The sequence below is a fragment of the Muriventricola aceti genome (assembly GCF_025567565.1).
Classification (GTDB): domain Bacteria; phylum Bacillota; class Clostridia; order Oscillospirales; family Oscillospiraceae; genus Lawsonibacter; species Lawsonibacter aceti.
Map to the genome: position 1 here is coordinate 54,631 of NZ_JAOQKF010000002.1, position 23,066 is coordinate 77,696.

Genomic DNA, 23,066 nt, shown 5'->3' on the forward strand with positions numbered 1-23,066 from the left:
GAATTTGGCTTCTGTCTACAGATCAGTCCAAACGTTCTCAGAGTGCATCTCCGCCTCTGCATATCTGATATTTGAGACACAAAGCTCGGAAAGTAGGGATGTCTTTTGAGCGAACCCATTCATGAGATGACTGCGGCTGAGCGTGTCGCGCTGGTTGAGCGTGAAAAACACCGGATAACCTACCGCAACATCACCCTGTCTTTCGCCGGTATCCTTCTCTTCCTGCTCATTTGGGAAGGGTTAGCCCTGTCCGGCATTGTAGACTCCAGAATTCTGTGTGACGTTTTGGAAGTCCTTCGTCTTTTCGTCACCAAACTGTCTGATCCCAATCCAGACGGCGCGGTGCTGACGGTCCATATCTGGTCCAGTTTACAGGTGGCCCTTCTGGGCTTCCTGCTGGCTGTAGTCATCGGTGTGCCTCTAGGCTGGCTGATGGGCTGGTACCGGGGAGCCGACAGCTTTCTTCGCCCCATCTTTGAGATTATTCGCCCTATTCCCCCAGTGTCCTGGATTCCGCTGACCATTGTGTGGCTGGGCATCGGCCTGCCGGCCAAGTCCTTCATCGTATTCTTTGCCGCCTTTGTCCCCTGTCTAATCAACGCCTATACCGGCATCCGGCAGACCAAGGAGGTCCTGAAAAACGTAGGTAAGACCTTTGGCGCTTCTTACTTCACTGTCTTCGTAAAAGTGGGGATTCCTTCCTCTTTGGTCATGACTTTCGCCGGCATCAAGGTTGCTATCGGCAACGCCTGGGCCACTCTGGTGGCCGCTGAGATGCTGGCCGCTTCCAGCGGACTGGGCTACATGATCCTGATGGGCCGTTCCTATGCCCGCGTAGATCTGATCATCCTGGGGATTGTTGTCATCGGCGTGCTGGGCGTCATCATCTCCGCTATCATCAACAGGCTGGAGCGTATCTTCCTAGGATGGAGGTATGTGTAGTATGGAAAAGAAAACCGCGCATATGAGCGCAGCAGAGATTCGGGAACAACGGCTTAAGGTTCTTTACCGTATCCTCCCTATTGTCTCTCTTCTCCTGTTGGTGGCCCTTTGGCTGTTAGCCTCCTCCGGCGCCAATTCCAACTTCCCAACTCCCCAGGCAGTGTGGGATCGTACAGTTCGCCTGTTCACCAATCCGGTAAAGAAACTGACTTTGGTCGGTCACGCTTTGGTCAGTCTACGGCGCATCGGTCTGGCTCTCGTCTTCGATTGGACTGCTGGTATCGCCTTTGGCGTACTGCTGGGATGGTGCCCCAGGGCCCGTGCCTTCTTTGGCCCTCTATTCAACGCCTTCCGTGCCGTCCCTCCGCTAGCCTGGATTCCTCTGATCACACTGTGGTTTGGTGCTGGTGAGTTCCCCAAGGTCCTCATCGTTATCTTTGGTTCTCTGGCCTCTATTGTGGTCAACACTCAGGCCGGTCTTAGTTCTGTGGATAAAATGTATCTGGACGTAGGTACCGTTTTTAATGCCACACCCAGACAGCGCCTGTTCAAGATCGCTATTCCATCTTCTCTGGACGCCATCTTTGCCGGCGTGCGTACCTCTACCAGTGCCGCCTGGATGGTGGTTTTGGCTGCCGAGATGCTGGGTGCTGACGCAGGCGTGGGCTTCCTGATCTCCCGCGGCATGGACTCTATCGATATGCCCCTGGTCCTGACCGGCATGATCGCCATTGGTATCGTGGGCGCTATGCTGGCCATTATCACGCAAATTGCAGAAAGGTTGATTTGCCCATGGACGAGAAAAAGAAAGTAATTCTGAAACTGGACAACATCTGTCAGAGCTACGTCGTGGGCGAGTCAGTCAAGGATGCAGTGGAAAATGTTTCCCTCGAGGTCTACGACAATGAATTTCTGGTCATCCTAGGCCCAGGCCACTGCGGTAAAACCGTACTGATGAACATGATCGCCGGATTGGAGAAACCTATCGGTGGCAAAATCTATCTGGACGGCGAGGAAGTTCACGGCAGCGATAAGCGTATCGGCATGGTGTTTCAGTCTTTGAATTTGATGCCCTGGCGCACTGTCATGGGCAATGTGGAATTTGGTCTAGAGGTAGCTGGCGTATCCAAGGAGGAGCGCCGGGCCACCGCCCAGAAGTACATCGATCTTGTGGGGTTGAAAGGCTTTGAAAAGTCCTATCCCCATGAGCTCTCCGGCGGTATGAAGCAGCGTGTAGGAATTGCCCGTGCCTATACCAACAATCCTCAGATTCTCCTGATGGATGAACCCTTTGGCCAGCTGGATGCCCAAACCCGGTATGCCATGGAGGAAGAGATCCTGCGTATCTGGGAGCAAGAAAGGCGCACCATCCTCTTTGTCACCAACAACATTGAGGAGGCTGTCTATCTGGCAGACCGAATTGTGCTGTTGAGCAACTGCCCCGCCCGGGTAAAGCAGGTTTATGATCTGGCTTCACTGGGGCGTCCCCGGAACACTACGTCTCCGGATTTTCTGCGCATCCGGTCCGAGATTTCCGATAATACGGATCTGGCGCTTTGATATGGGAGGTACTCTATGAGCGAGCAAGAATATAAAGTACGGGTGGAGCACCTGACCAAATACTTCGGGGACCTACATGTGCTAGACGATGTGTCCTTCAATATCAAAAAGGGAGAATTCCTGTGTGTGGTAGGCCCCACAGGCTGTGGTAAGACCACCTTCCTCAATCTGCTCACCCGCATCTATATGCCCACAAAGGGAGAACTCTATATCGACGGTGAGCCCGCCGATCCCAAAAAACACAGTTTGGCGGTGGTGTTCCAGGAGCCTTCCTCCATGCCTTGGCTCACGGTAGAACAGAACCTGCGTTTCGGCTTGGAAATCAAGAAGCTGCCCAAAAATGAGATTGATCGTCGAGTAGAAAATATCATCAAGCTGTTAGGCCTAGAAGAGTTTCGTAACCGCTACCCTCACCAGTTGTCCGTTTCTACCGCCCAACGCATCATTATCGGACGCGCTTTTGCCCTCCAGCCTGACCTGTTGCTGATGGATGAGCCATATGGACAGATGGACATCAAACTGCGCTTCTATCTGGAGGATGAGGTTATCCGCTTGTGGAAGGAAATCGGTACCACCGTGGTTTTCATTACCCACAACATCGAGGAGGCCGTGTATCTAGCTGAACGCATCCTAATCCTGACCAACAAGCCGGCCCACATCAAGGAGGAAGTGCAGGTAGACCTACCACGTCCGCGGGATGTTACCGCTCCTGACTTCATTGCAATTCGAAATCATGTGACCGAACAGATCAAATGGTGGTAAGATAAAGCGGGGAAGCCCTTGGGCCGCCCCGCTTTTCTTAAATGCCAAACTCGACGAAAAGGAGGGTAACATGAATCAGCCCCAGATTATGCTTCTTGTAGCAGTCATCAACTTTGCCGCCGCTTTTTTTCAAGGAGCTGCCGGCTTTGGCTATGCTCTAATGGCCATGGCCCTGATGCCCCTCTTTCTACCCATGTCTGTATGTTCCGCCATTTCCGCGGTGACTGTGGTTGTCATTGGTCTCCAGATGACCCTAGTCCTCTGTCGGGAACTGCAGTGGCGGCTGATTGTGTTGCCCGTGTTCTCCTGTCTGACCACCATCAATCTGGGCCTGTATCTACTGGACCAGTTTGATGAACTTCTTCTGCGCATCATCCTAGCCTGTCTGCTTCTGTTGGTAACCGCTATTTTTTTCATCATGCGCCGCCGCCAACTGGTGCTGCCCAACCGCTGGTATACAGCTGTTGGTGCCGGGCTGATTACCGGAATTTCCACCGGCATGTTCAATATTGTGGGGCCTTTCTTTTTGGTCTATTATATGAATGTGTGCGAAACCCCCTTGAGTATGAAAGCCAGCCTAGAGTTCAGCTTCCTTCTCTCCGGGCTCTATTCAAGCGCCATGCATCTGTTTGTCTATCACAACATCACGTTGGAGGCGGCACCTATGTTAGCCACCTCCGCAGCGGCAGCACTGCTAGCCGGCGTACTTGGGTTGAAAGTGTTCCGGAAAATCGACAAGAACAAAATCTCACTGGTGGCCTATATCCTGTTGCCCCTCATGGCCGTCAATCTAATCATCACCGGGCTGAGTGTCTGATCCCTTTTGTAAAGAGGAACCCAAGCGTACTTGGCTCTTGGGGTGGTCTTTCTGGGTGCGTGGCTGTGGTCCCTCCCTACTTATGTGCGGTCCAAGGGTCAGTGAACAGAACCGCTTTTCCTGTCTACTATGACCATGGCGGAGCACCGCACTTCTACGGCCATATAAGTTGAGCAGATTTTTTGCTTTTGTTAGCCATCCCTCTTCACAAAATCTGACTTTATCTACAAATCTGCCTATATATTTTTAGACTTTGCCGCAGAGCTTCTTTTCAATCGTCTCTGAGAAAGCAGACAATCCAGCTTTCGGTATCCCCTCTTTTGCTTTTTTCATCCAACTTTTTGGGAGAGACCGAGCCAGTCAGAGAAACAGCATGAACTCCGGTTGCTTTCCTATACTGAACAGTCAATGTTCCTGTGGGAGAGCCCCTGCACCAGGTTTCTATTCCTCTTCGCCGTACCACATACAGGCCGTCAGGTCCACTCCGCCATCCAGCCGGAAGGGCACCCCCTCCATCTCCAGCAGCAGGCGCTGACTCTCCTTTCCCAGAGGGGAGAAAGCGTCGCTCAGTCCCCCAAGGCGGTTGACCACCCGGTGGCAGGGCAAGTCCGCCGGCGCCCCATTCAGCGCACAGCCCACGATACGAGACAGCCTGGGATTGCCAAGCAACCTGGCAATCTGTCCATAAGTCGTTACTCGGCCATAGGGTATCCGGGCCGTGATCTCATAGACCCGCTGAAATACGTTGTCCAAACGGCTCCCTCCCGTACTGTGTCTTTTTCCCGATTATAGCACCCGGCCCCGTCGGTGTCTACCGTTGTCTCTTTTTCCGATAAAATGGGGCCTCCTACTTGACATCGGGGACGAACCGTCATTTAATAGAGGCCAGGGAGCATAATCCATAAGGAAAGGGAGGAATATCTATGACTACGATTACTCTGGGCGGTACCGGCATCCAGATCGAGAAAAATGGCTTCGGCTGCCTGCCCATTCAGCGTATCTCCCAGAAGGAGGCCGCCTATTTGCTGCGGAAGGCTGTGGACGGCGGTATGAATTATTTTGACACTGCCCGCTCTTACAGCGACAGTGAGGAAAAGATCGGCTACGCCTTTCAGGGGATTCGGGACAAGGTCATCCTCGCCACCAAGAGCCACGCCAAGACTGGCCAGGAGCTAAAGGAGCACCTGGAAACCAGCCTGCGGAACCTGCGCACCGACTACATTGACATTTACCAGTTCCATAACCCCGCCTTCTGCCCCAAGCCCGGCGGCGAGGATGGCTTGTATGATGCCGCCCTGGAGGCCAAGGCCCAGGGCAAGATCGGCCATATCTCCATCACCAATCACCGGCTGGCCGTGGCCCATGAGGCCATTGACTCCGGGCTGTACGCCACGCTCCAGTTCCCATACAGCTACCTGGCCGGGCCCCAGGAGCAGGAGCTGGTGGACAAGTGCCAAAAGGTCGGGATGGGCTTTATCGCCATGAAAGGAATGGCCGGTGGCCTGATCCGAAGCGGGCTGGCGGCCGCCGCCTGGATGGCTCTGCAGCCCACTGTGGTTCCTATCTGGGGTGTTCAGCATGAGTGGGAGCTGGATCAGTTCCTGTCCGCTGTCCGGGAAACACCGGCCATGACCGAGGAGTACCAGCAGATCATCGACCACGACCGCAAGGAGCTGGCCGGCGACTTCTGCCGAGGCTGCGGCTACTGTATGCCCTGCCCTGTTGGCATCGAAATCAACCAGTGTGCCCGGATGTCTCTGATGCTCCGCCGGGCTCCGGAGGCCAGCTGGCTGTCTGACCAGTGGCAGGCGGAGATGAAGAAGATAGAGAACTGCCTACACTGTAATCAATGTAAATCAAAGTGTCCCTACGGTCTGGATACACCCAGGCTGCTGGCGGAAAACTATCAGGATTATAAGACCTACCTGGCTCGGTAACAACAAGGGGGGTCCACGGAGCAAGTTTTCATATCAAAAGTTGTCTCTCAGTTGGACCTAAAATGAATCACAGCAGCTTGTATAGGCGGCTTGGGACTTAGCGGTACACCCATAAGAACATAATTATTCGGTTACAGGACAGCATAGTGGATTGCTATGCTGTCCTGCTTTTTCTCCGCCTCTAATGGTCCGCTTGCCATCTTCTTGTTTCACTTCCCTGATAAAGTTCTAGACAATCTGTATCTTTTGTCCGCAGTGTCCACTTAACAATCCGGTACATAAACAATGGATCATGAAGCGCTGAAATCCCAGTCGTTGGCAAACTGTACTGCAGTTACCCCATGCCTTGTTTTGTACACAAAATTGTGTGTTTTAAAGCTATGGGCAAATATACCTGAAAGCATTTTCACAATTTATCTTTCCTCGGGAACTTATGACAGAGAAAAATCCGCTCACCCGGTATGATGATCTCAAGGAAAAGGAACTGCCCACCTTGGGAACACCAAAGGTGATGATCCGGGTTCCAGGCAGGGGAAAAAGCGGTTTAGAACACAACCTTGATCGCCATAGTTGCAGAAGGTCAGATTCAGGGTCTCTGTATACCTTACAGTTAACCGCGCCCTGTTTGAGACGGTGTAGAAATAGCTGGAATTGGGCTGACTGTGGTTAGAATCTGTAACCCCATTACCCACATATTCCCCTACTAGTACCTATTCGCCTGAGAGGTGCCTTGGGATATCTTCGGAGCAGCTCATGTTGATTAATTATATTGAAGTTCTCATCGTTGACATTCTCCCACAACAGCCAAACGCAGCGCACATTCTCTACCATTTGCACGGACTGTTCCGGCATCCATTTAGGATGGCAGATCATTTTAAAGAGGACTCTTATCAGGCTGAGATACGATTATTTTTGGCGATCCTATACAGCGTATGTGAAGGGCATGTGCCGCATGGCAGATAGAAAAGTAGGGAGGCGCAAAAATATGAGACTTATTCATTAGAGAGAAGCAGCCCTTTTTTTATCGGTTAAAAAATAGGCCGCAAAGATAAAATAGTAAAAGTTAGCAAATTAAAGTATTTCTTAAATACTCACAAACAGTCTTAAAGAAAGTGAAAATTTTTTGTTTATTCATTATATATTTTTTGAGATAACTCTATAATCTTATTCGTATTTTACTTTAACGTGGCAGAGATAGTAAAATGAGCCTGGATTAACATTCTAATTAGTTTATTAGGAAGTTATTTTGCTGGGCCTAGCAATCTTGACGCAACTCTGGTGCCCATGAGATTGTGTTGGGTTGCGTGTTATGAGCCCCTGCCCTGTTATTGGAAGGGAGAATGCTGAAGTTATGGCTGAATTTGTGATCAAGCCTGTAGGCGACTGTGCCCTGTGCGCTGAGTTTAAAAATGAGATCAGTGTAGCCGTCAACCAGCAGGTCCATGCACTGGATAAAGCACTGTCCACCGCCCATATTCCGGGTGTGGTGGAAACAGTGCCTGCATACCGGACGCTGATCGTCTATTACAGGCCTGAAGTGGTGCGATATGAGGAATTGAAGGCCTGTATCTTAGCCTTGAATGACTTCTCAGAAAGCAAGGCCAGCGTTGGTGGCCAAGTCATCGAACTGCCGGTGCTTTATGGAGGTGAAGTGGATCTGGATCCAAACGCCCCACACTATGATGGCTGGGACGGACGGGAAACGGCCCCAGACCGAGAGGATGTGCTGGCTCATGAGAAGATCACCTGGGACGAGTTTGTTCACCGCCACTCAGCTAATTTGTGCTACATCTATTTCCAGGCCTTTGCCATCGGTCACTCCTATGTGGGCAATCCGGTCAAGACCTTCACCGTTCCTCGTCGGACCACTCCGCGGACCAAGATACCTCAGGGCTCTATTGCCATCTGGGCGGACCAGACGGTGCTCAATGGCTTCGATCTTCCCTGTGGCTGGCAGGTGGTGGGCCGTACACCCGTAATACTCTATGATGATAAAAAAGATCCGGCCTCATTTTGCCTGTCCGGGCAGTGGCTCAAGTTCGTACCTATTGACCAGGTGGAATACGCCAGGATCCGGAAACTGTCCCTGGCCGGTGAATATCAACCGGTTACCTACGAAAGAAAGGTAGGTGAGTAACATGGGACTCAAAGTGATCTCTCCTGGTCCTCTGACCAGCGTTCAGGATGAAGGCCGCTTTGGCCACCAGCGCATTGGAATGTCCCCCGCGGGAGCTATGGACCTCCACTCAATGCGCCTGGCTAACCTGCTGGTAGACAATGACCTGGGTGAGGGCGTTCTTGAAATGACTTTTTTGGGCCCTAAGCTCCAGTTTACCCAGGACAATGTGTTCGCGTTAACTGGCGCTGATATGGGCGCTACATTGGATGGAGTTCCTGTCCCACTAGGGCAGGCCTGGCCAGCTAAGGCAGGCAGCGTACTCCAGATAGGGCCAGCCCGCGCAGGCTGCCGAGGTTATCTGGCTGTGGCTGGGGGATTGGATGTCCCGGTTCTCTATGGAAGTAAATCCACCTTGCTCCGATCTGGACTTGGCGGATTTCAGGGCAGAAAGCTGGCTGCCGGAGATACCATTCCCTTTGCCTCTCCTAGGGCCCAGATTCCAAATCTGGCGGTCCGCCGTCTGCCACCTCAACCCCCTATTTCCAAAGAAATTACTGTCCGGGTCATATTAGGTCCCCAGGACGACCGCTTTACTAAGGAAGGACTGGATACCTTTTTAAACAGCACCTTTACCGTGGATGAGAAATCTGACCGTATGGGATACCGACTCAACGGACCCAAGGTAGAGCACAGCACGGATGCCAACATCATCAGCGACGGCATTCCCTTGGGCGCAGTCCAGATACCCGGCAGCGGACAGCCCATCATCATGATGAGTGAGCACCAGGGCTCCGGCGGCTATACCAAGATCGCCAATATCATCTCGGTGGATATCCCCCTGGTCGCTCAGTGCGCTCCCGGTGATAAAATTCGGTTCCAAGCGATCAAGTTGGATCTGGCGCAGGAACTTTATCTGGCTCAGAGGGCCCAGTATGAGCGGTTACGTCAGGTCTATGACCAGGACTTTAAGTCCATCTACCGGGTAAGCGTCAATGGCAACACTTACTGTGTAGGCATTTCCCCAGCAAAATGAAAAGGCCGCTTGGATCCACAGATTCCAGCTGAAAAGTTTTAGGATTCTTATAGAAATAGGTATAAGTAAGACCTCGGCTTTTAGAATGTGCTACAGAATCATTTGAGATATCACAAATCCCATTGACTATCTTTGGATACAGGTCTATACTGTAGGCGGCAAAGGCAAAGACGTCTTTCGGGATATATCCTGACAAGATGTCTTTGCCTTTTTGTATTTTCATCTGAAAACAGAAGCAAGGAGGAACCATATGTACCAAGTAGATCTGAACAGCGACCTGGGTGAAAGCTTCGGCAACTATACCCTGGAAGCAAATGACGAGATCATGCGCCATGTGTCTTCAGCCAATGTGGCCTGCGGCCTCCATGCCGGTGATCCAGTGGTTATGGCTCACACGGTGGCTCTGGCCAAAGAGTACGGCGTGGGCGTGGGTGCACACCCCAGTTACCCTGATCTGCAGGGTTTCGGACGGCGGCGGATGATTATGAAAAAGGAAGAGTTACGGGACTTTATTACTTACCAGATCGGTGCCCTTTACGCCTTTACCAAGGCTGCCGGTGTCCCTCTGCTCCACATTAGTGCCCACGGCGCCCTGGGAAACGTAGCCCAGGCCGATATGGATACCGCCCGCGCGGTATGTGAGGCCACCGCCAGCTTCGACGATTCTATCCGTATTCTGTACTACGGCAACTCCTGCCTGAAGGATGTAGCGGACCACATGGGGCTTCCAACTGTATCCTTGGCCTTTGCGGACCGGGGTTATATGGAGGATGGCTCACTAGTCCCCCGGGGACAGCCCGGCGATATGATCAAAGATGCGGACCAAGCCGTGGCCCGGGTGATCCGGATGGTCAAGGAGGGGAAGGTCACCACCTCTGCTGGGAAGGATATCGGCATCAAGGCAGAGAGCATTCTGGTCCATGGTGACGGAGCCCACGCAGTGGAATTTGTGTTAGCCTTGAAAGCCGCTTTCCATCGTGAAGGCATCCAGATCAAAAACTTTGCCCAATGATGACTGCGGAGCAGAGATATGGCAGAAAGGACGGATATCATGCAAGACTACAGTTCTCTCTCTCCCGCTGAGTTGCGGGCGAAATTCCGCACTGGGGAGTTAGTGCTCCCCACCGCCGGGCTGTGCCCTGGTTACATCCAGGGCAACTTGGTTATCCTGCACCGCCGCTATGGCGAAGATTTCCTCCAATTTATGAAGCAGAATCCTAAGCCCTGCCCCATCTTAGAGGTCTTTGACCAAGGCTCTCCCATCTCTCACAAGATGGCGGAGGGGGCTGATATCACTACGGATATCCCTCTCTACCGCATCTACCGTAACGGTGTATTCGAGGAGGAAGTCAAGGATGTCAGCGGCTATTGGAATGAGGACATGGTAGGCTTCCTCATTGGCTGCAGCCTCACCTTTGAATCCAGGCTGGTGGAAGCCGGTATCCCGCTAAAGCACTACGAAGAGAATAAGCGGGTTCCTATGTTTGATACCAATATCGCCTGCAAGCCTAGTAAGCTGTTCCACGGCAATTATGTGGTGTCCATGCGCCCGGTCAAGAAGGAACTGGTGGACTTGGCTGTCAAAATCACAGAACCCATGGACTACGCCCACGGCGCTCCCGTCCAGATTGGCGATCCTGATGCCATCGGTATCAAGGATGTGCTCCACCCTGATTATGGTGATCCGCTGGATATCGGTCCTGACGAGGTTCCAGTCTTTTGGGCCTGCGGTGTCACACCCCAGAACGTAGCCACTCAGGCTAAACCTGACCTTCTGATCTCTCATTCCCCAGGCTATATGCTCATCAGCGACATAGACAGCAGCAAGTTGTAAGGAGAACATCAGCCCCCCAAAATCTAAAAGGAAATGGAGTACAACGTATGAACGAAGCGAAAAAGCCCAGCGCGATGGACTATTTGAAAGCCGTTGGCCCCGCCATCGTCATCTCAGCCGTTGTGGTCGGACCCGGCAGTGTCACCACCGCTTCTTCCATGGGCGCCAGCTATGGCTACAAGCTCCTGTGGGTCATTATCCTGGCCGCCCTAGCCTCTTTCTTTTACCAGTTGCCCGCTATCCGCGTGGCTCTGGCCAAGGAAGTCACCATCATGGAAGCGGTGCGTATGCGCTTCGGTAAAATATGGGCAATGGTCCTGTACTACTGCATCATGTTCGGCTGCCTGATTTTCCAGGCGGGCAACTTCACCGGCGCCGCTATGGCTATGAACTACTTTGTCCCTCAAATCTCTCTGATCGCATGGGCGGCTATTATGATTGGGCTGGCGTTTGTGCTGGCCTGGACCTCCCGCTACGGCATTCTGGAAAGCTTTACCAAGGTACTGGTCATTCTGATGGTCGTCGCCTTCGTCGCCACCGCTATTGGTTCTCAGCCCAATATGTCTGACCTGGTGTCCGAGGGTTTCTCCTTCCAGATTCCTAATGGTGACTACATGCTAGTCCTGGCTATGCTGGCCACCACCATGGTACCGGACATCCCGGTTTCCCTGTCCGCCTTGCACAAGCAGCGCTACTTCAAGAAGGGCTCCTTCGAGGCCGGTCTGCCTCAGGAAACTAAAATGAAGATGGCCCACTTCGATCTGGTGTTTGGCTGCATCGTCACCGCCCTAATCACCAGCGCTATCGTTGTCTGTTCAGCCACTAACCTGTTCCCCCTAGGTATCACTGTCAGCAGCGCCTCCGACATGGCCGCTCAACTGACTCCTATTCTGGGCCGCTATGCCGGTATTCTGTTCTCTCTGGGCCTATGGGCCGCCGCCTTCTCCTCAGGTCTGTTCCGCATTGAGTTGTTACCTATGTTGTATAATCAGGCCACCGATCAGGAAGAGGATATGAAGGCTCCTCGCAGCCGTCTCTGGATGATCCTAGGTGCCGGTATTCCCCTGATTTTCATCTTCCTATTCGGAGCCTCCCCCGCGGAACTGGTCATCATGGCCCAGGCCTTGAACGGTCTGTTGCTGCCTATTATCTGCGGCATTATCTGGAGAATCACCTCGGATAAGAAGTTCATGGGTGACCACGCTAATCGACTTTACCTAAACATCATCTTTGCTGTCATCTTTGTGGTCACAGTTCTGTTGGCTATCCGTGTATTCATCAATCTGATTGGTTAATCTGCTGCCACTGTCGTCTGAAGAGCTGAATCTAGGGTCTGGAATCTTATGTGCCACAAGATAAAAGAATACATACAGAGATCTGGCGCATAAAAATTGGAATGAAGGGGGACTATGTCCCCCTTCATTCTCATTTCAAGGGTAAGATTTATGGATGGAACTGCGTAGTTGCTGGTTTCATTGGCACGACTGGCGCCACAGACTTACCAGCCCGACATGAAAAGTCCTAGAGGAAGTGCTATGATAAAGCGACATCTGGAAGATATGAGACAGAAAAACTTCTTGGAACCCTATCTCTCCCACTGGACACGCCCTCGCTGTTTGTCATTTCTGGTTCAGTGTTGCCGATGTCCGTGGGCTGGCGTCATTCTCACCGTTCCCGATAATGGTAACCATGCCCTCTTCCTGCTCCGCCTCGACCTGTTCAAAAGGAAGCCCGTTCATAAAGGAGCCGCCCAGTGCGTCCTCTACGGTTTCACTGTCATAGTAGACGGTCCCGTACTCCTCTCCATCGGCCTCCCCGATGGACACGGCCATCTCCCACTTCTCCACGTTACCCTCCACCGTGACTCTCAAATGAGTTCCGAATGTAGTCCTGTCGTACACATAGCTGCCGTCTGCCTCAAGCTCCTCTGTGATATCCACTTCCTCCCCGTTTACTACCAGAATAGCCCGTCCATCCCTGTTTTCTACCGTGGCCTGGGGTACTTCTAAGGTGGTAATATGCTCGCCGGTATCCATGATCATGTCCTGTCGGTATTGGTCCACCTTGATGACGGACACGATCTGTCCGAATATCTCCTGGGCGGCCTCTGGGTTGGCTGCCCCCACCCCCACTACCATCATAGTGATGGCGGCGCAGGCCACCAATATGGTCCGCATAGTTCGGCGGGAGTTCTTACGGTCCTTGTTTTCAGTCATGGCGATGATCTCCTTGATCTTTTCCTCGGAAGCGTTGAGCTCCCGGCATGCGTTACGGTACACTTTGGGGTCGAACATAGACACTTCCCTCCTTCTCTTCCTCCTCGGACAATTCCTTTCGCAGCCGGGCCCGGGCCCGGAGCAGCCAGGTCTGCACCGTGGATGGATTGGCACGCAGGGCGGCGGCCGTCTCGGCCACACTCAGCCCCTCGTAGTAGTAGAGATATATGACCAGCCTGTATTTCGGCTCCAGGGCCATCACCGCCCCCATCAGCTCCGCCCGCTCCCGGTCCTCGGGTGCGGTCAGCTCATGCCATTCCTCCAGCGGGACGGCAGTGCGCCGCCAAAAAGAGCGGAGCATTTTGCGGCTCTCGTTCACCGATACCCGCAGGAGCCAATGCTTCATATGGTCCTCGCTCTCAAACTCTGCTTTCTGCTCAAAAAGCCGAAGCAGGACCGTCTGCATCACGTCCTCGGCGTCTTCCCGGCAGCCCAGAGCGTGGTAGGCCACCCGATAGATCATGTCGCCATAGGTCTGAGCCGCCCGGCTGAACTCTTCCTGGGTCAAAGCCGCTCACCTCCTTGGAAGTCTCTGTTTGAAAGGCCTTTCATTCAGTAATATCCGCCAGAGGCGGTAAAAATCTCACCACAAAAGAAAAAATTTGGGGCCGCCACATCTGTGGCGGCCCTGTGAAGGTTCAGCAGCAGATCCTGTTACATATGGGCAGCGGGCTGCTCCACGTTCAGGACAGTAAGTCTTTTGATGATATTTTGGCGGGTCACAATGCCCACAAAAGCGCCTCGGTCGTCCACCACGGGGATAAAGCTCTGGCGCAGAGCGCGCTCCACCAGTTCCTCCAGGGCCACATCGATGCGTACCGCCGGATTGAAGCCGGGGCGGATTACCCTGCGGAGGGGCTGCTTCTCCTGAGTTTGGATATCCCCGCTCCCCTGGTCCAACAGGCACCAGAGGAAATCCCCCTCGCTGACTGTACCCACATAGCTCCCATCCTTGGCCAGCACCGGGATAGCGGTATAGCCGTGGAAACGGAGCTTCTCCAGCCCCTGGCGGATGGTCCAGTCCTCATAGAGCCAGGCCACGTTTGTCTTTGGCGTCAGCAGAGATATCACATTCAATACTCTCAATCCTTTCCGGCGGGGAGGCCCCCTATATCTCTATGGACAGGATAGCACAGATCGAGGCAAAAGTCTGTAAAAAAACTGTGAAATCTGCCCTCTCAGGAGAGCAAAATACGGTCGTTGTCCAGGCCCCTGCCCACCCCTGCCTTGAAGCGTGCCAGCAGGTCAGACACTGTCATTCCCTTCCGCTCCTCCCCCTGGATGTCCAGCACGACGCGGCCGGAGTCCATCATCAGGGTGCGATTGCCCAGCTCCAGTGCCTGCTGCATATTGTGGGTGACCATCAGGGTGGTGATCCTGTTTTCCGCCACCACCTCCCGTGTGATCTTCAACACCTTCTCCGCCGTGGCAGGATCCAGGGCGGCGGTGTGCTCATCCAATAAGAGAAGCCATGGCGGATTCATGGTAGCCATGAGCAGGGTCAGGGCCTGGCGCTGTCCGCCGGACAGCAGCCCCACCGGCTGCTTGATTCGGTCCTCCAATCCCATATCCAGCAGAGCCAGCTGGTCCCGGAATCGCTGTTTGTCCTTCTGTGTCAGGGGGGCGAACCAGCCACCGCTCCCGGCGGCCAGGGTCAGGTTTTCTTCAATCGTCATGTGGGGCGCAGTCCCCCGCATGGGGTCCTGGAACAGCCGTCCAATATGCTTGGATCGCTTGTGCTCGGCCATAAAAGTGATATCCTGGCCGTCCACGAGGATGCAGCCGCTATCCACGAGAAAGCTGCCGGCGATGGCGTTAAACAGGGTGGACTTTCCCGCCCCGTTGGAGCCTACGATGGTGACGAAGTCTCCCCGCTCCAGGTGGAGGTCCACCTGGTCTAAGGCCTTCTTCTCATTCAGCGTTCCTGGATTGAAGGTCTTGGAGATGTGGTCCAGCTTCAGCATTTGACTCCGCCCCCTCTCTTTCTGGCAGCCAGCTTCTGACGCTGCAGCGCGATCAGCTTTCTTCCCTGTGGGGCGGCGATGGCGACGGCCACAATCAGGGCAGACACCAGCTTGAAGCCCTCGGTAGGCACGATGCTGGTACTGATAGCGACGGCGATGATGATGCGGTACAGACAGGCCCCCAGAATGACTCCGAACACCCGGCGGGGAATGGAGCCCCGACCCATTAAGCTTTCCCCGATGATCAGGGAGGCCAGGGCAACTGTCACCATTCCGGTACCCAAATTGATGTCACAGCTCTTGTTTAGAAGTCCAATCAGGCAGCCCGCCAGCCCTGTGAGGGAATTGGACAGACACAGTCCCACAGTAATGGTAAAGGAGGGGTTGATGGAGGAAGCCCGGACCATGTCCGCGTTGTCCCCTGTGGCCCGGATAGACAGGCCCAGCCGGGTGCGGAAAAAAAGGACTACCAACAGGGCGGCCACCAGAAGGATCACCGCCAGCACCACCAGCTCATGCCACTTAGCCCACCACTCCCAGGGAAAAAGCTCCTTGCACAGCGTAAATAGGGAATCACTGCCGTAGATAGACAGGTTGGAGGACCAGCCCATCACCGCCAGGTTGACGGTGTACAGCCCTGTGTTGACAATGATGCCGGCCAGGATGCTCTCCACCCCAAGCTTGGTCTGGAGAAAGGCGGTGACAAAGCCGGAGCAGGCTCCAGCCAGCATGGCGGCGGGCAGGGCCAGCAGGGGATGCCCGGCCAAAGTGACAGTTGCCCCTACGGCAAACCCCAGAGTATAGCAGCCATCTGTGGACAGGTCGGCAATATTAAGAATCGAGAAGCTAATGAACAGGGCCATGGCCACCAGGGAGTAGATCGCCCCCACCTCTAGTGCAGTCTGGAGGGCTGGCAGGGATAAAATAGCGGGCACAGGGATTCCTCCTTATGGCGGTACTGGGGACGCCGCACTGGGCGGCGTCCCCAGACCGAGGTTTTACAGAATGGACTCAGCTGAAGCTCTGGGCGGTGGTAATCTCCACCACGCCGATACCAAGGGTGGCAAAGGCAGCCTTCACATCATCTAGGCTCAGACCGATGGCCTCACAGGTTTCTGTGTTGATGGTGGCCGCTTCGTGGGCCAGGATGACCACAGGAGTGGTGGCGGGGTCAGCCCCGTTCACCAGCAGGTCCACCACCATATCGGCGGTCTCGGCCCCCAAATCGTCATAGTCAACGCCGTACCCAAAGAAAGCGCCATTCAGGGCGAAAGAGTTGGCACCGGTATAGTGAGGGATCTTAGCCTCGTTCAGCTTCTCAAAAATAGACAGTTCGGCCTGCATCACGGTGTTATCCGTTGGGGTGAAGATGGCCTCCACACCGGCGCTGATCAAGGCGTCCACAGCGGAGTTGACCTCGTCAGTATTGGTGCCGGTTTTTTCCACATAGGAGATACCGCTGGCATCCAGGAAGGCCTTAGCCTCCTCGATAGGCTTCTTGGAGGAATCCTCAGACTTGGAGTAGAGCAGGCCCACGGTCTGGATGTCGGGGTCTACGGCCAGCATCATCTTCATGATCATCTCGGTGTTCAGGGCGTCGCTGACGCCGGTGATGGTACCGCCAGGAGCGTCCATGTCCTGGACCAGATTAGCGGTGACAGGATCGGACACCGCAGCGAAGATGATTGGGATGTCCTCATCGGTGACTACAGACTGCATCACCTGGGCGGCCGGCGTAGCGATGGGCACGACCACATCTACCCCGTCAGCCACCAGTTGGGCGGCGATCTGATTGAGTGTGGTGCCGTCCCCCTGCCCATTATAGGTATAGTCGGCGTAATTGAAGGTCACTCCCAGCTCGGCGCTCTTGGCATCCAGCTCCTTCTGGACGTTCTTCTCGATCTGATCCAGAGAGGCGTGGTCCATATACTTGACCAAGCCGATCTTATACTCCGTCTTTGCAGCAGAGGCGGAACTTCCTCCCGCGGCGGTCCCATCAGAACTGGAAGCGCCAGAGCTGCCGGAGTCATTTCCGGCTCCTGTGCAGGCGGCCAGGGTCAGCGCCAGGGACAGGGACAGGGCCGTAGCCAGGAGCTTCTTCAAAGTGCTGTTCTTTTTCATGGTATTTACCTCCATTATTTGCCCGGTTTGGGCTTAGATTGGTTTGGGTGGGTGATGGAGGGGCCGTTGCCGGCGGCCTTTGTTTCAGAGTATAAAAAAACAGCCCCCTATCCCACATAATATGGGACAAGAGCTGTACTCCTGCGATACCACCCAAATTGACGTTTGCACGTCCGCTCGCTTCACGCGCCATCACGCGTGCCCGATGGATAACGGGTGGGTCCCCGTCGGCATCTACTAGGTCTCCCGTTCAAGCCGCCCTCGAAAGTCCATTCACTCGGCCGCTCCCCGCCCCGATCTCACCCTCCGGGACTCTCTTCAGGTTTGCCGCACCGGCTACTCCTCTTTCTCAAAGGTTTACCGCTGTCTAATTGTTGGGATTATTATAGCCGCTCCCCGTCTCCTTGTCAACCCCCCTCTTGAAAAAATATTGTGGGAGCTTTCAACGTCCTATCCATCCATACGAATAATGGGGGCGTTCTCCCCTCAGGTCAAACGCCCCCAAACCAGGTCAGATAAGAAATTCGCTGCTCTGCTTGAGATAACGCAGATAATACACCAACGCCACCAGGGATATTGCCAAACTTGCAAACACCGAGATCAAGGGCAAGATGAGTGACGGAGAATCCAAGAGACTGCCAGAAAGCAGCAGGCACAACAGCGTAATCCCCCCGGACAGGAACGCTGCCCCAAAGGAAATGAGCTGCCATCTCCATGCCTTTTTTCCCAGCTCCATCTGGCCGGCAGCGCCCTTTGACTGTAAAACCGCATTGGTCCCCTTAATTACAAAGTAAGTCATGAGCAGGTTGCAGATATCCTGGGCCATGCTCATCAGGGCACCGAATATTGTTTCATCATTCGCGAACAGGCCGACTACAAACACGATGACCAGAGTGATCACCGCGTTCCTATATGCCTGGTGCTCACTGCGCAGCTTCACCAAGCCCACTAACGAAATGACCGTCCCCCCCAAGACCGCCATTGACACTAAAAATATCAAGGGCGGGATAATCCACGCAAGGATCGTACATAGAATACTGGCAATTATAATCATATTGCCCACATACATCAGCCTCAGGGACTGGGCCACTTTTTCGTAGTTATATTCCACACCGCTCGCCTCCTGTTTCATAATAGAAAAAGAGCGGGCCTCTTCAGAAGTCCGCTCTTTTGATAGGAAACTTACTCGTTGATGCCGATGACGACGCCGGAACCCACGGTACGGCCGCCCTCACGGATGGCGAAACGCAGGCCCTGCTCGATGGCGATGGGGGTGATCAGCTCCACGTCCATGTCCACGTTGTCGCCGGGCATGCACATCTCAGTGCCCTCGGGCAGAGTGATGATGCCGGTCACGTCGGTGGTACGGAAGTAGAACTGGGGCCGGTAGTTGTTGAAGAAGGGGGTGTGACGGCCGCCCTCGTCCTTGGACAGGACGTAAACCTGGCCCTTGAACTTGGTGTGGGGATGGATGGAGCCGGGCTTGCACAGCACCTGGCCACGCTCGATGTCGGTCTTAGCGATACCGCGCAGCAGGCAGCCAGCGTTGTCGCCAGCCTCGATGAAGTCCAGAGTCTTGCGGAACATCTCCATGGAGGTGACCACGGTGCTCTTCTTCTCCTCGGACAGGCCCACGATCTCGACGGTCTCGCCGGCCTTCAGCTGGCCACGCTCCACACGGCCGGTAGCCACAGTGCCGCGGCCGGAGATGGTGAACACGTCCTCGACGGGCATCAGGAAGGGCAGAGAGTCATCACGGGGAGGAGTGGGGATATACTCGTCGACAGCATCCATCAGCTCCTTGATGCAGGCGAAGTCGGGATCATTCACATCGCCAGACTCGCAGGTCAGAGCGTTCAGAGCGGAACCCTTAATGATGGGGATCTCGTCGCCGGGGAACTCATAGGAGGACAGGGTCTCACGGACCTCCATCTCCACCAGCTCCAGCAGCTCCTCGTCGTCCACCTGGTCACACTTGTTCAGGAAGACAACAATAGCGGGCACGCCTACCTGACGGGCCAGCAGGATGTGCTCCTTGGTCTGAGCCATGGGGCCGTCGGTAGCGGCAATAACCAGGATAGCGCCGTCCATCTGAGCAGCGCCGGTGATCATGTTCTTGATATAGTCGGCGTGGCCGGGGCAGTCGACGTGGGCGTAGTGACGCTTGTCAGTCTCATACTCCACGTGGGCAGTGTTGATGGTGATGCCGCGCTCGCGCTCCTCAGGAGCCTTGTCGATGCTGGAGTAATCCTCATACTGGGCCTTGCCCTGCAGAGCCAGGTACTTGGTGATGGCGGCAGTCAGGGTGGTCTTGCCGTGGTCAACGTGACCGATGGTGCCGATGTTTACATGGGGCTTAGTACGCTCAAATTTTGCCTTAGCCATTGGAATTTCCTCCTTATATTACAGTTATAGACGTAACTTGCGTGGGTTCCATCGCATCAGGGACATTTTATCCTATTCTGAGCGCAAATGCAACCCTATTTTCCAACACACCCGGAATTAATCCTGGGTGTTGCGGCCGCGCTCGGCAATGATCTTGTCGGCGATGCTCTTGGGGATCTCCACATAGCTGTGGGGCTCCATAGAGTACTGGCCACGGCCCTGGGTGCTGGAACGCAGGTCGGTAGCATAGCCAAACATATTGGCCAGAGGCACCAGGGCGTCGATCTGGGTGGCGCCGGGACGGCTCTCCTGGCCCTGGATCTGGCCGCGGCGGCTGTTCAGGTCACCGATGACATTGCCCAAATAGTCGTCGGGCACGATGACGGAAACCTTCATGATGGGCTCCAGCAGAATGGGTGTGGCCTTGCGGCAGGCCTCTTTGAAGGCCATGGAGCCGGCAATCTTAAATGCCATCTCAGAGGAGTCCACCTCGTGGTAGGAGCCGAAGGTCAGGTGTACCTTCACGTCTACTACCGGGTAGCCGGCCAGAACACCGGCCTGCATGGCTCCCTGGATACCAGCGTCAACGGCGGGGATATACTCCTTGGGGATGACGCCGCCGGTGATCTCGTTCAGGAACTCATAGCCCTTGCCGGACTCGTTGGGCTCCACCGTGATGCGGACGTGGCCGTACTGGCCCTTACCGCCGGACTGACGGGCATACTTGGTATCCTGCTCCACGCTCTTCTTGATGGTCTCCTTATAGGCCACCTGGGGAGCGCCTACGTTGGCTTCCACCTTGTACTCCCGGAGCAGACGGTCCACGATGATCTCCAGATGGAGCTCGCCCATACCGGCGATAATAGTCTGGCCGGTCTCCTCGTCGGTGTAGGTCTTGAAGGTGGGGTCCTCCTCAGCCAGCTTCATCAGGGCAATGCCCATCTTCTCCTGACCGGCCTTGGTCTTCGGCTCAATAGCCACACGAATCACGGGTTCGGGGAACTCCATGGACTCCAGAATGATGGGAGCCTTCTCGTCGCAGAGGGTGTCGCCGGTGGTGGAATTCTTCAGGCCGATCACGGCGGCGATGTCGCCGGAGTAGCAGCACTCAATGTCCTCCCGGTGGTTGGCGTGCATCTGCAGGATGCGGCCAATGCGCTCTTTCTGCCTCTTAGTGGAATTCAAAACGGTGGTGCCGGTGTTCAGCACGCCGGAGTAAACACGCACAAAGGACAGGCGGCCCACAAAGGGATCGGTGGCGATCTTGAAGGCCAGAGCGGAGAATGGGGCGTTGTCGTCAGCTGGACGCTCATCCTCCTCCTCAGTATCAGGGTTGACACCTTTAATGGCGGGGATGTCGATGGGAGAGGGCATATAGTCCACAATGGCATCCAGCAGCTTCTGCACACCCTTGTTTTTGTAGGAGGTGCCGCACACCACGGGGACCATCAGGTTATCGATGGTGCCCTTACGGATGGCGCGACGGATCATATCCTCAGGAACAGGCTGCTCCTCCAGGACAAGTTCCATGATCTCCTCATCAATGTCGGCACAAGAGTCCAGCAGCTTGGTGCGGTACTCCTGGGCCAGCTCCATCATATCGGCGGGGATCTCCTCCACCCGCATATCCTTGCCTACCTCGTCGTAGTAGACGTCGGCCTTCATCTCCACCAGGTCGATGATACCCTTGAAGGTCTCCTCCTTGCCGATGGGGAGCTGGATGGGCACGGCGTTGCACTTCAGACGGTCGTGGATCATGTTGAGCACGTTGTAGAAGTCGGCGCCCATAATGTCCATCTTGTTGACGTAGATCATACGGGGGACCTTATAATGGTCGGCCTGGCGCCAGACAGTCTCAGACTGAGGCTCCACACCGCCCTTGGCGCACATGACGGTCACAGAGCCGTCCAGCACGCGCAGGGAGCGCTCCACCTCCACGGTGAAGTCCACGTGGCCCGGGGTGTCGATGATGTTGATACGAGTCTGGGGGAACTGATCCTTGGTTCCCTTCCAGTAGCAGGTGGTGGCGGCGGAGGTGATGGTGATGCCGCGTTCCTGCTCCTGGGCCATCCAGTCCATGGTGGCGGTACCCTCATGGGTCTCGCCAATTTTGTAGTTGACGCCGGTGTAGTAGAGAATACGCTCGGTAGTGGTAGTCTTACCCGCGTCAATGTGGGCCATGATACCAATATTGCGGGTATTCTCCAAAGAAACTTTTCTAGGCATACTTTGTCTCCTCTTAGATTACCAGCGATAGTGAGCGAAAGCCTTGTTGGACTCGGCCATCTTGTGGGTGTCCTCACGCTTCTTCACGGCGCCGCCGGTATTGTTGGCAGCGTCCATAATCTCGCCGGCCAGCCGCTCCTTCATGGTCTTCTCGCCGCGGTTGCGGGCATAGGCGGTCAGCCACCGCAGACCCAGGGTCTGACGACGCTCAGGCCGGACCTCGATGGGCACCTGGTAGGTAGCGCCGCCTACACGGCGGGCCTTGACCTCCAGGGAGGGCATGATGTTCTCGAGAGCCTGGGTGTAGACCTCCATGGGGTCCTTCTCGGTCTTCTCCTTGATGATGTCAAAGGCGCCGTAGACCACCTTCTGAGCCACGCCCTTCTTGCCATCCAGCATGATGCTGTTGGTGAGCTTGGTAACCAGGACGGAGTTGTAAAGCGGATCAGGCAGAACCTCCCGCTTGGGTACATTTCCTCTTCTGGGCACTTTGCTTCCCTCCTTCTTATAAAATTAGAAATCATAGGTACTCGAACCGTTTCGCAAACGATCCGTGTAATGCCTGTCCGAGGTCTGCCTAACAATATATAGGTAAACGCTCGGCAAGGCGGGGTTGCCTTGCGCAAACGCACAATGCAATTTCAGTGTGAAGTAATACTCTTACTTCTTGCCGGCCTTGGGACGCTTGGCGCCGTACTTGGAACGGGCCTGCATACGGCCGTTGACGCCCTGGGTATCCAGAGTGCCGCGGATGATGTGGTAACGCACACCGGGAAGGTCCTTGACACGGCCGCCGCGGATCATGACCACGGAGTGCTCCTGCAGGTTGTGGCCAACACCGGGGATATAGGCGGTGACCTCGTAGCCGTTGGTCAGACGCACACGGGCGATCTTACGCAGAGCGGAGTTCGGCTTCTTAGGAGTAGAAGTACGGACCGCGGTGCACACACCTCTCTTCTGGGGAGAAGGCAGATCAGTGCTCTTGTTCTTCAGGGTGTTCAGACCGTGCTGCAGGGCGGGAGAGGTGGACTTGTAAGTCACCTGCTGGCGTCCCTTGCGTACCAGTTGGTTAAAAGTAGGCATGGTTTTC

23 protein-coding genes are annotated in these 23,066 nt (G+C 54.7%); 11 read left to right on the forward strand and 12 right to left on the reverse strand.

The annotated features are described in order from the left end of the window. Positions 1-105 precede the first annotated feature (105 nt). The 5 genes from OCV64_RS02315 (at position 106) to OCV64_RS02335 (ending at position 4,081) form a co-directional block, all read left to right on the forward strand. Positions 106-942, forward strand: coding sequence for an ABC transporter permease (locus OCV64_RS02315; protein ID WP_240287136.1), 837 nt, complete (start codon positions 106-108; stop codon positions 940-942). A 1-nt stretch (position 943) separates the two neighbouring features. Beyond that, on the forward strand, positions 944-1,756 hold the full coding sequence (locus tag OCV64_RS02320; RefSeq protein ID WP_243200981.1) for an ABC transporter permease: 813 nt from the start codon (positions 944-946) through the stop codon (positions 1,754-1,756). Next, on the forward strand, positions 1,735-2,502 hold the full coding sequence (locus tag OCV64_RS02325) for an ABC transporter ATP-binding protein (RefSeq protein ID WP_147570648.1): 768 nt from the start codon (positions 1,735-1,737) through the stop codon (positions 2,500-2,502). Before OCV64_RS02320 ends, OCV64_RS02325 begins: the two co-directional genes overlap by 22 nt. A gap of 15 nt (positions 2,503-2,517) precedes the next feature. Further along, positions 2,518-3,264: an ABC transporter ATP-binding protein gene (locus OCV64_RS02330; protein WP_147570649.1), complete on the forward strand. Its 747-nt coding sequence runs from the start codon at positions 2,518-2,520 to the stop codon at positions 3,262-3,264. Positions 3,265-3,334: 70 nt separating this feature from the next. Continuing rightward, complete coding sequence (locus OCV64_RS02335; protein WP_262669196.1) at positions 3,335-4,081, forward strand: sulfite exporter TauE/SafE family protein; 747 nt, start codon at positions 3,335-3,337, stop codon at positions 4,079-4,081. A 441-nt stretch (positions 4,082-4,522) separates the two neighbouring features. Here the strand turns inward: OCV64_RS02335 and OCV64_RS02340 are convergent, their stop codons facing one another. Then, positions 4,523-4,834 (reverse strand): MGMT family protein, encoded by a 312-nt coding sequence (locus tag OCV64_RS02340; protein WP_240287128.1) that lies wholly within the window; start codon positions 4,832-4,834, stop codon positions 4,523-4,525. 170 nt (positions 4,835-5,004) lie between these two features. Between OCV64_RS02340 and OCV64_RS02345 the strand changes: the two genes are divergently transcribed. The 6 genes from OCV64_RS02345 (at position 5,005) to OCV64_RS02370 (ending at position 12,299) form a co-directional block, all read left to right on the forward strand. Beyond that, positions 5,005-6,018 carry an aldo/keto reductase gene (locus OCV64_RS02345; RefSeq protein WP_147570652.1) on the forward strand — a complete coding sequence of 338 codons (1,014 nt, stop codon included), beginning with the start codon at positions 5,005-5,007 and terminating at the stop codon, positions 6,016-6,018. Between the two features lie 1,351 nt (positions 6,019-7,369). Continuing rightward, positions 7,370-8,155, forward strand: a complete 786-nt coding sequence (locus tag OCV64_RS02350) for a 5-oxoprolinase subunit B family protein (protein WP_262669197.1) — start codon at positions 7,370-7,372, stop codon at positions 8,153-8,155. Position 8,156: 1 nt separating this feature from the next. After that, a complete protein-coding gene (locus tag OCV64_RS02355) occupies positions 8,157-9,170 on the forward strand; it encodes a 5-oxoprolinase subunit C family protein (RefSeq protein ID WP_262669198.1) in 1,014 nt (337 codons plus the stop codon). A gap of 250 nt (positions 9,171-9,420) precedes the next feature. Further along, positions 9,421-10,182, forward strand: a complete 762-nt coding sequence (locus OCV64_RS02360; RefSeq protein ID WP_186852697.1) for a LamB/YcsF family protein — start codon at positions 9,421-9,423, stop codon at positions 10,180-10,182. An 18-nt stretch (positions 10,183-10,200) separates the two neighbouring features. Beyond that, positions 10,201-11,004: a putative hydro-lyase gene (locus OCV64_RS02365; protein ID WP_374739842.1), complete on the forward strand. Its 804-nt coding sequence runs from the start codon at positions 10,201-10,203 to the stop codon at positions 11,002-11,004. A gap of 47 nt (positions 11,005-11,051) precedes the next feature. After that, complete coding sequence (locus OCV64_RS02370) at positions 11,052-12,299, forward strand: Nramp family divalent metal transporter (protein ID WP_186852699.1); 1,248 nt, start codon at positions 11,052-11,054, stop codon at positions 12,297-12,299. A 324-nt stretch (positions 12,300-12,623) separates the two neighbouring features. Here the strand turns inward: OCV64_RS02370 and OCV64_RS02375 are convergent, their stop codons facing one another. From OCV64_RS02375 to rpsL, 11 genes are all read right to left on the reverse strand, one after another. After that, positions 12,624-13,298 (reverse strand): hypothetical protein, encoded by a 675-nt coding sequence (locus OCV64_RS02375; protein ID WP_262669199.1) that lies wholly within the window; start codon positions 13,296-13,298, stop codon positions 12,624-12,626. Further along, positions 13,273-13,788: an RNA polymerase sigma factor gene (locus OCV64_RS02380; RefSeq protein ID WP_186852701.1), complete on the reverse strand. Its 516-nt coding sequence runs from the start codon at positions 13,786-13,788 to the stop codon at positions 13,273-13,275. The genes OCV64_RS02375 and OCV64_RS02380 overlap by 26 nt, the downstream gene beginning before the upstream one ends. A 146-nt stretch (positions 13,789-13,934) precedes the next feature. Next, complete coding sequence (locus OCV64_RS02385; RefSeq protein ID WP_262669392.1) at positions 13,935-14,351, reverse strand: CBS domain-containing protein; 417 nt, start codon at positions 14,349-14,351, stop codon at positions 13,935-13,937. 107 nt (positions 14,352-14,458) lie between these two features. Further along, entirely contained in the window at positions 14,459-15,244 is a 786-nt protein-coding gene (locus OCV64_RS02390) for an ABC transporter ATP-binding protein (protein WP_147570655.1), read from the reverse strand. After that, on the reverse strand, positions 15,238-16,179 hold the full coding sequence (locus OCV64_RS02395) for an ABC transporter permease (protein WP_186852703.1): 942 nt from the start codon (positions 16,177-16,179) through the stop codon (positions 15,238-15,240). Before OCV64_RS02395 ends, OCV64_RS02390 begins: the two co-directional genes overlap by 7 nt. Before the next feature lie 76 nt (positions 16,180-16,255). Further along, positions 16,256-17,365: an ABC transporter substrate-binding protein gene (locus OCV64_RS02400; RefSeq protein ID WP_262669201.1), complete on the reverse strand. Its 1,110-nt coding sequence runs from the start codon at positions 17,363-17,365 to the stop codon at positions 16,256-16,258. Positions 17,366-17,876: 511 nt separating this feature from the next. Beyond that, complete coding sequence (locus tag OCV64_RS02405; RefSeq protein ID WP_262669202.1) at positions 17,877-18,476, reverse strand: hypothetical protein; 600 nt, start codon at positions 18,474-18,476, stop codon at positions 17,877-17,879. A 71-nt stretch (positions 18,477-18,547) separates the two neighbouring features. Further along, entirely contained in the window at positions 18,548-19,750 is a 1,203-nt protein-coding gene (tuf, locus tag OCV64_RS02410) for an elongation factor Tu (protein ID WP_147570659.1), read from the reverse strand. Positions 19,751-19,867: 117 nt separating this feature from the next. After that, the gene (gene fusA, locus OCV64_RS02415) at positions 19,868-21,976 is read right to left on the reverse strand and encodes an elongation factor G (RefSeq protein WP_262669203.1); all 2,109 of its coding nucleotides are present in this window, start codon (positions 21,974-21,976) and stop codon (positions 19,868-19,870) included. 18 nt (positions 21,977-21,994) lie between these two features. After that, positions 21,995-22,465 carry a 30S ribosomal protein S7 gene (gene rpsG, locus OCV64_RS02420; protein ID WP_147570661.1) on the reverse strand — a complete coding sequence of 157 codons (471 nt, stop codon included), beginning with the start codon at positions 22,463-22,465 and terminating at the stop codon, positions 21,995-21,997. A 171-nt stretch (positions 22,466-22,636) separates the two neighbouring features. Beyond that, the gene (gene rpsL, locus OCV64_RS02425; protein WP_147570662.1) at positions 22,637-23,059 is read right to left on the reverse strand and encodes a 30S ribosomal protein S12; all 423 of its coding nucleotides are present in this window, start codon (positions 23,057-23,059) and stop codon (positions 22,637-22,639) included. Positions 23,060-23,066 lie beyond the last annotated feature (7 nt).

Bases quoted from the DNA above. Each gene is read 5' to 3' on its own strand.
- OCV64_RS02350 (WP_262669197.1), top strand. From the start codon at position 7,370: ATGGCTGAATTTGTGATCAAGCCTGTAGGCGACTGTGCCCTGTGCGCT.
- OCV64_RS02370 (WP_186852699.1), top strand. From the start codon at position 11,052: ATGAACGAAGCGAAAAAGCCCAGCGCGATGGACTATTTGAAAGCCGTT.
- OCV64_RS02320 (WP_243200981.1), top strand. From the start codon at position 944: ATGGAAAAGAAAACCGCGCATATGAGCGCAGCAGAGATTCGGGAACAA.
- OCV64_RS02325 (WP_147570648.1), top strand. From the start codon at position 1,735: ATGGACGAGAAAAAGAAAGTAATTCTGAAACTGGACAACATCTGTCAG.
- OCV64_RS02365 (WP_374739842.1), top strand. From the start codon at position 10,201: ATGGCAGAAAGGACGGATATCATGCAAGACTACAGTTCTCTCTCTCCC.
- OCV64_RS02375 (WP_262669199.1), bottom strand. From the start codon at position 13,298: ATGTTCGACCCCAAAGTGTACCGTAACGCATGCCGGGAGCTCAACGCT.
- OCV64_RS02400 (WP_262669201.1), bottom strand. From the start codon at position 17,365: ATGAAAAAGAACAGCACTTTGAAGAAGCTCCTGGCTACGGCCCTGTCC.
- OCV64_RS02390 (WP_147570655.1), bottom strand. From the start codon at position 15,244: ATGCTGAAGCTGGACCACATCTCCAAGACCTTCAATCCAGGAACGCTG.
- OCV64_RS02345 (WP_147570652.1), top strand. From the start codon at position 5,005: ATGACTACGATTACTCTGGGCGGTACCGGCATCCAGATCGAGAAAAAT.
- OCV64_RS02360 (WP_186852697.1), top strand. From the start codon at position 9,421: ATGTACCAAGTAGATCTGAACAGCGACCTGGGTGAAAGCTTCGGCAAC.
- tuf (WP_147570659.1), bottom strand. From the start codon at position 19,750: ATGGCTAAGGCAAAATTTGAGCGTACTAAGCCCCATGTAAACATCGGC.
- OCV64_RS02355 (WP_262669198.1), top strand. From the start codon at position 8,157: ATGGGACTCAAAGTGATCTCTCCTGGTCCTCTGACCAGCGTTCAGGAT.
- OCV64_RS02330 (WP_147570649.1), top strand. From the start codon at position 2,518: ATGAGCGAGCAAGAATATAAAGTACGGGTGGAGCACCTGACCAAATAC.
- fusA (WP_262669203.1), bottom strand. From the start codon at position 21,976: ATGCCTAGAAAAGTTTCTTTGGAGAATACCCGCAATATTGGTATCATG.
- rpsL (WP_147570662.1), bottom strand. From the start codon at position 23,059: ATGCCTACTTTTAACCAACTGGTACGCAAGGGACGCCAGCAGGTGACT.
- OCV64_RS02335 (WP_262669196.1), top strand. From the start codon at position 3,335: ATGAATCAGCCCCAGATTATGCTTCTTGTAGCAGTCATCAACTTTGCC.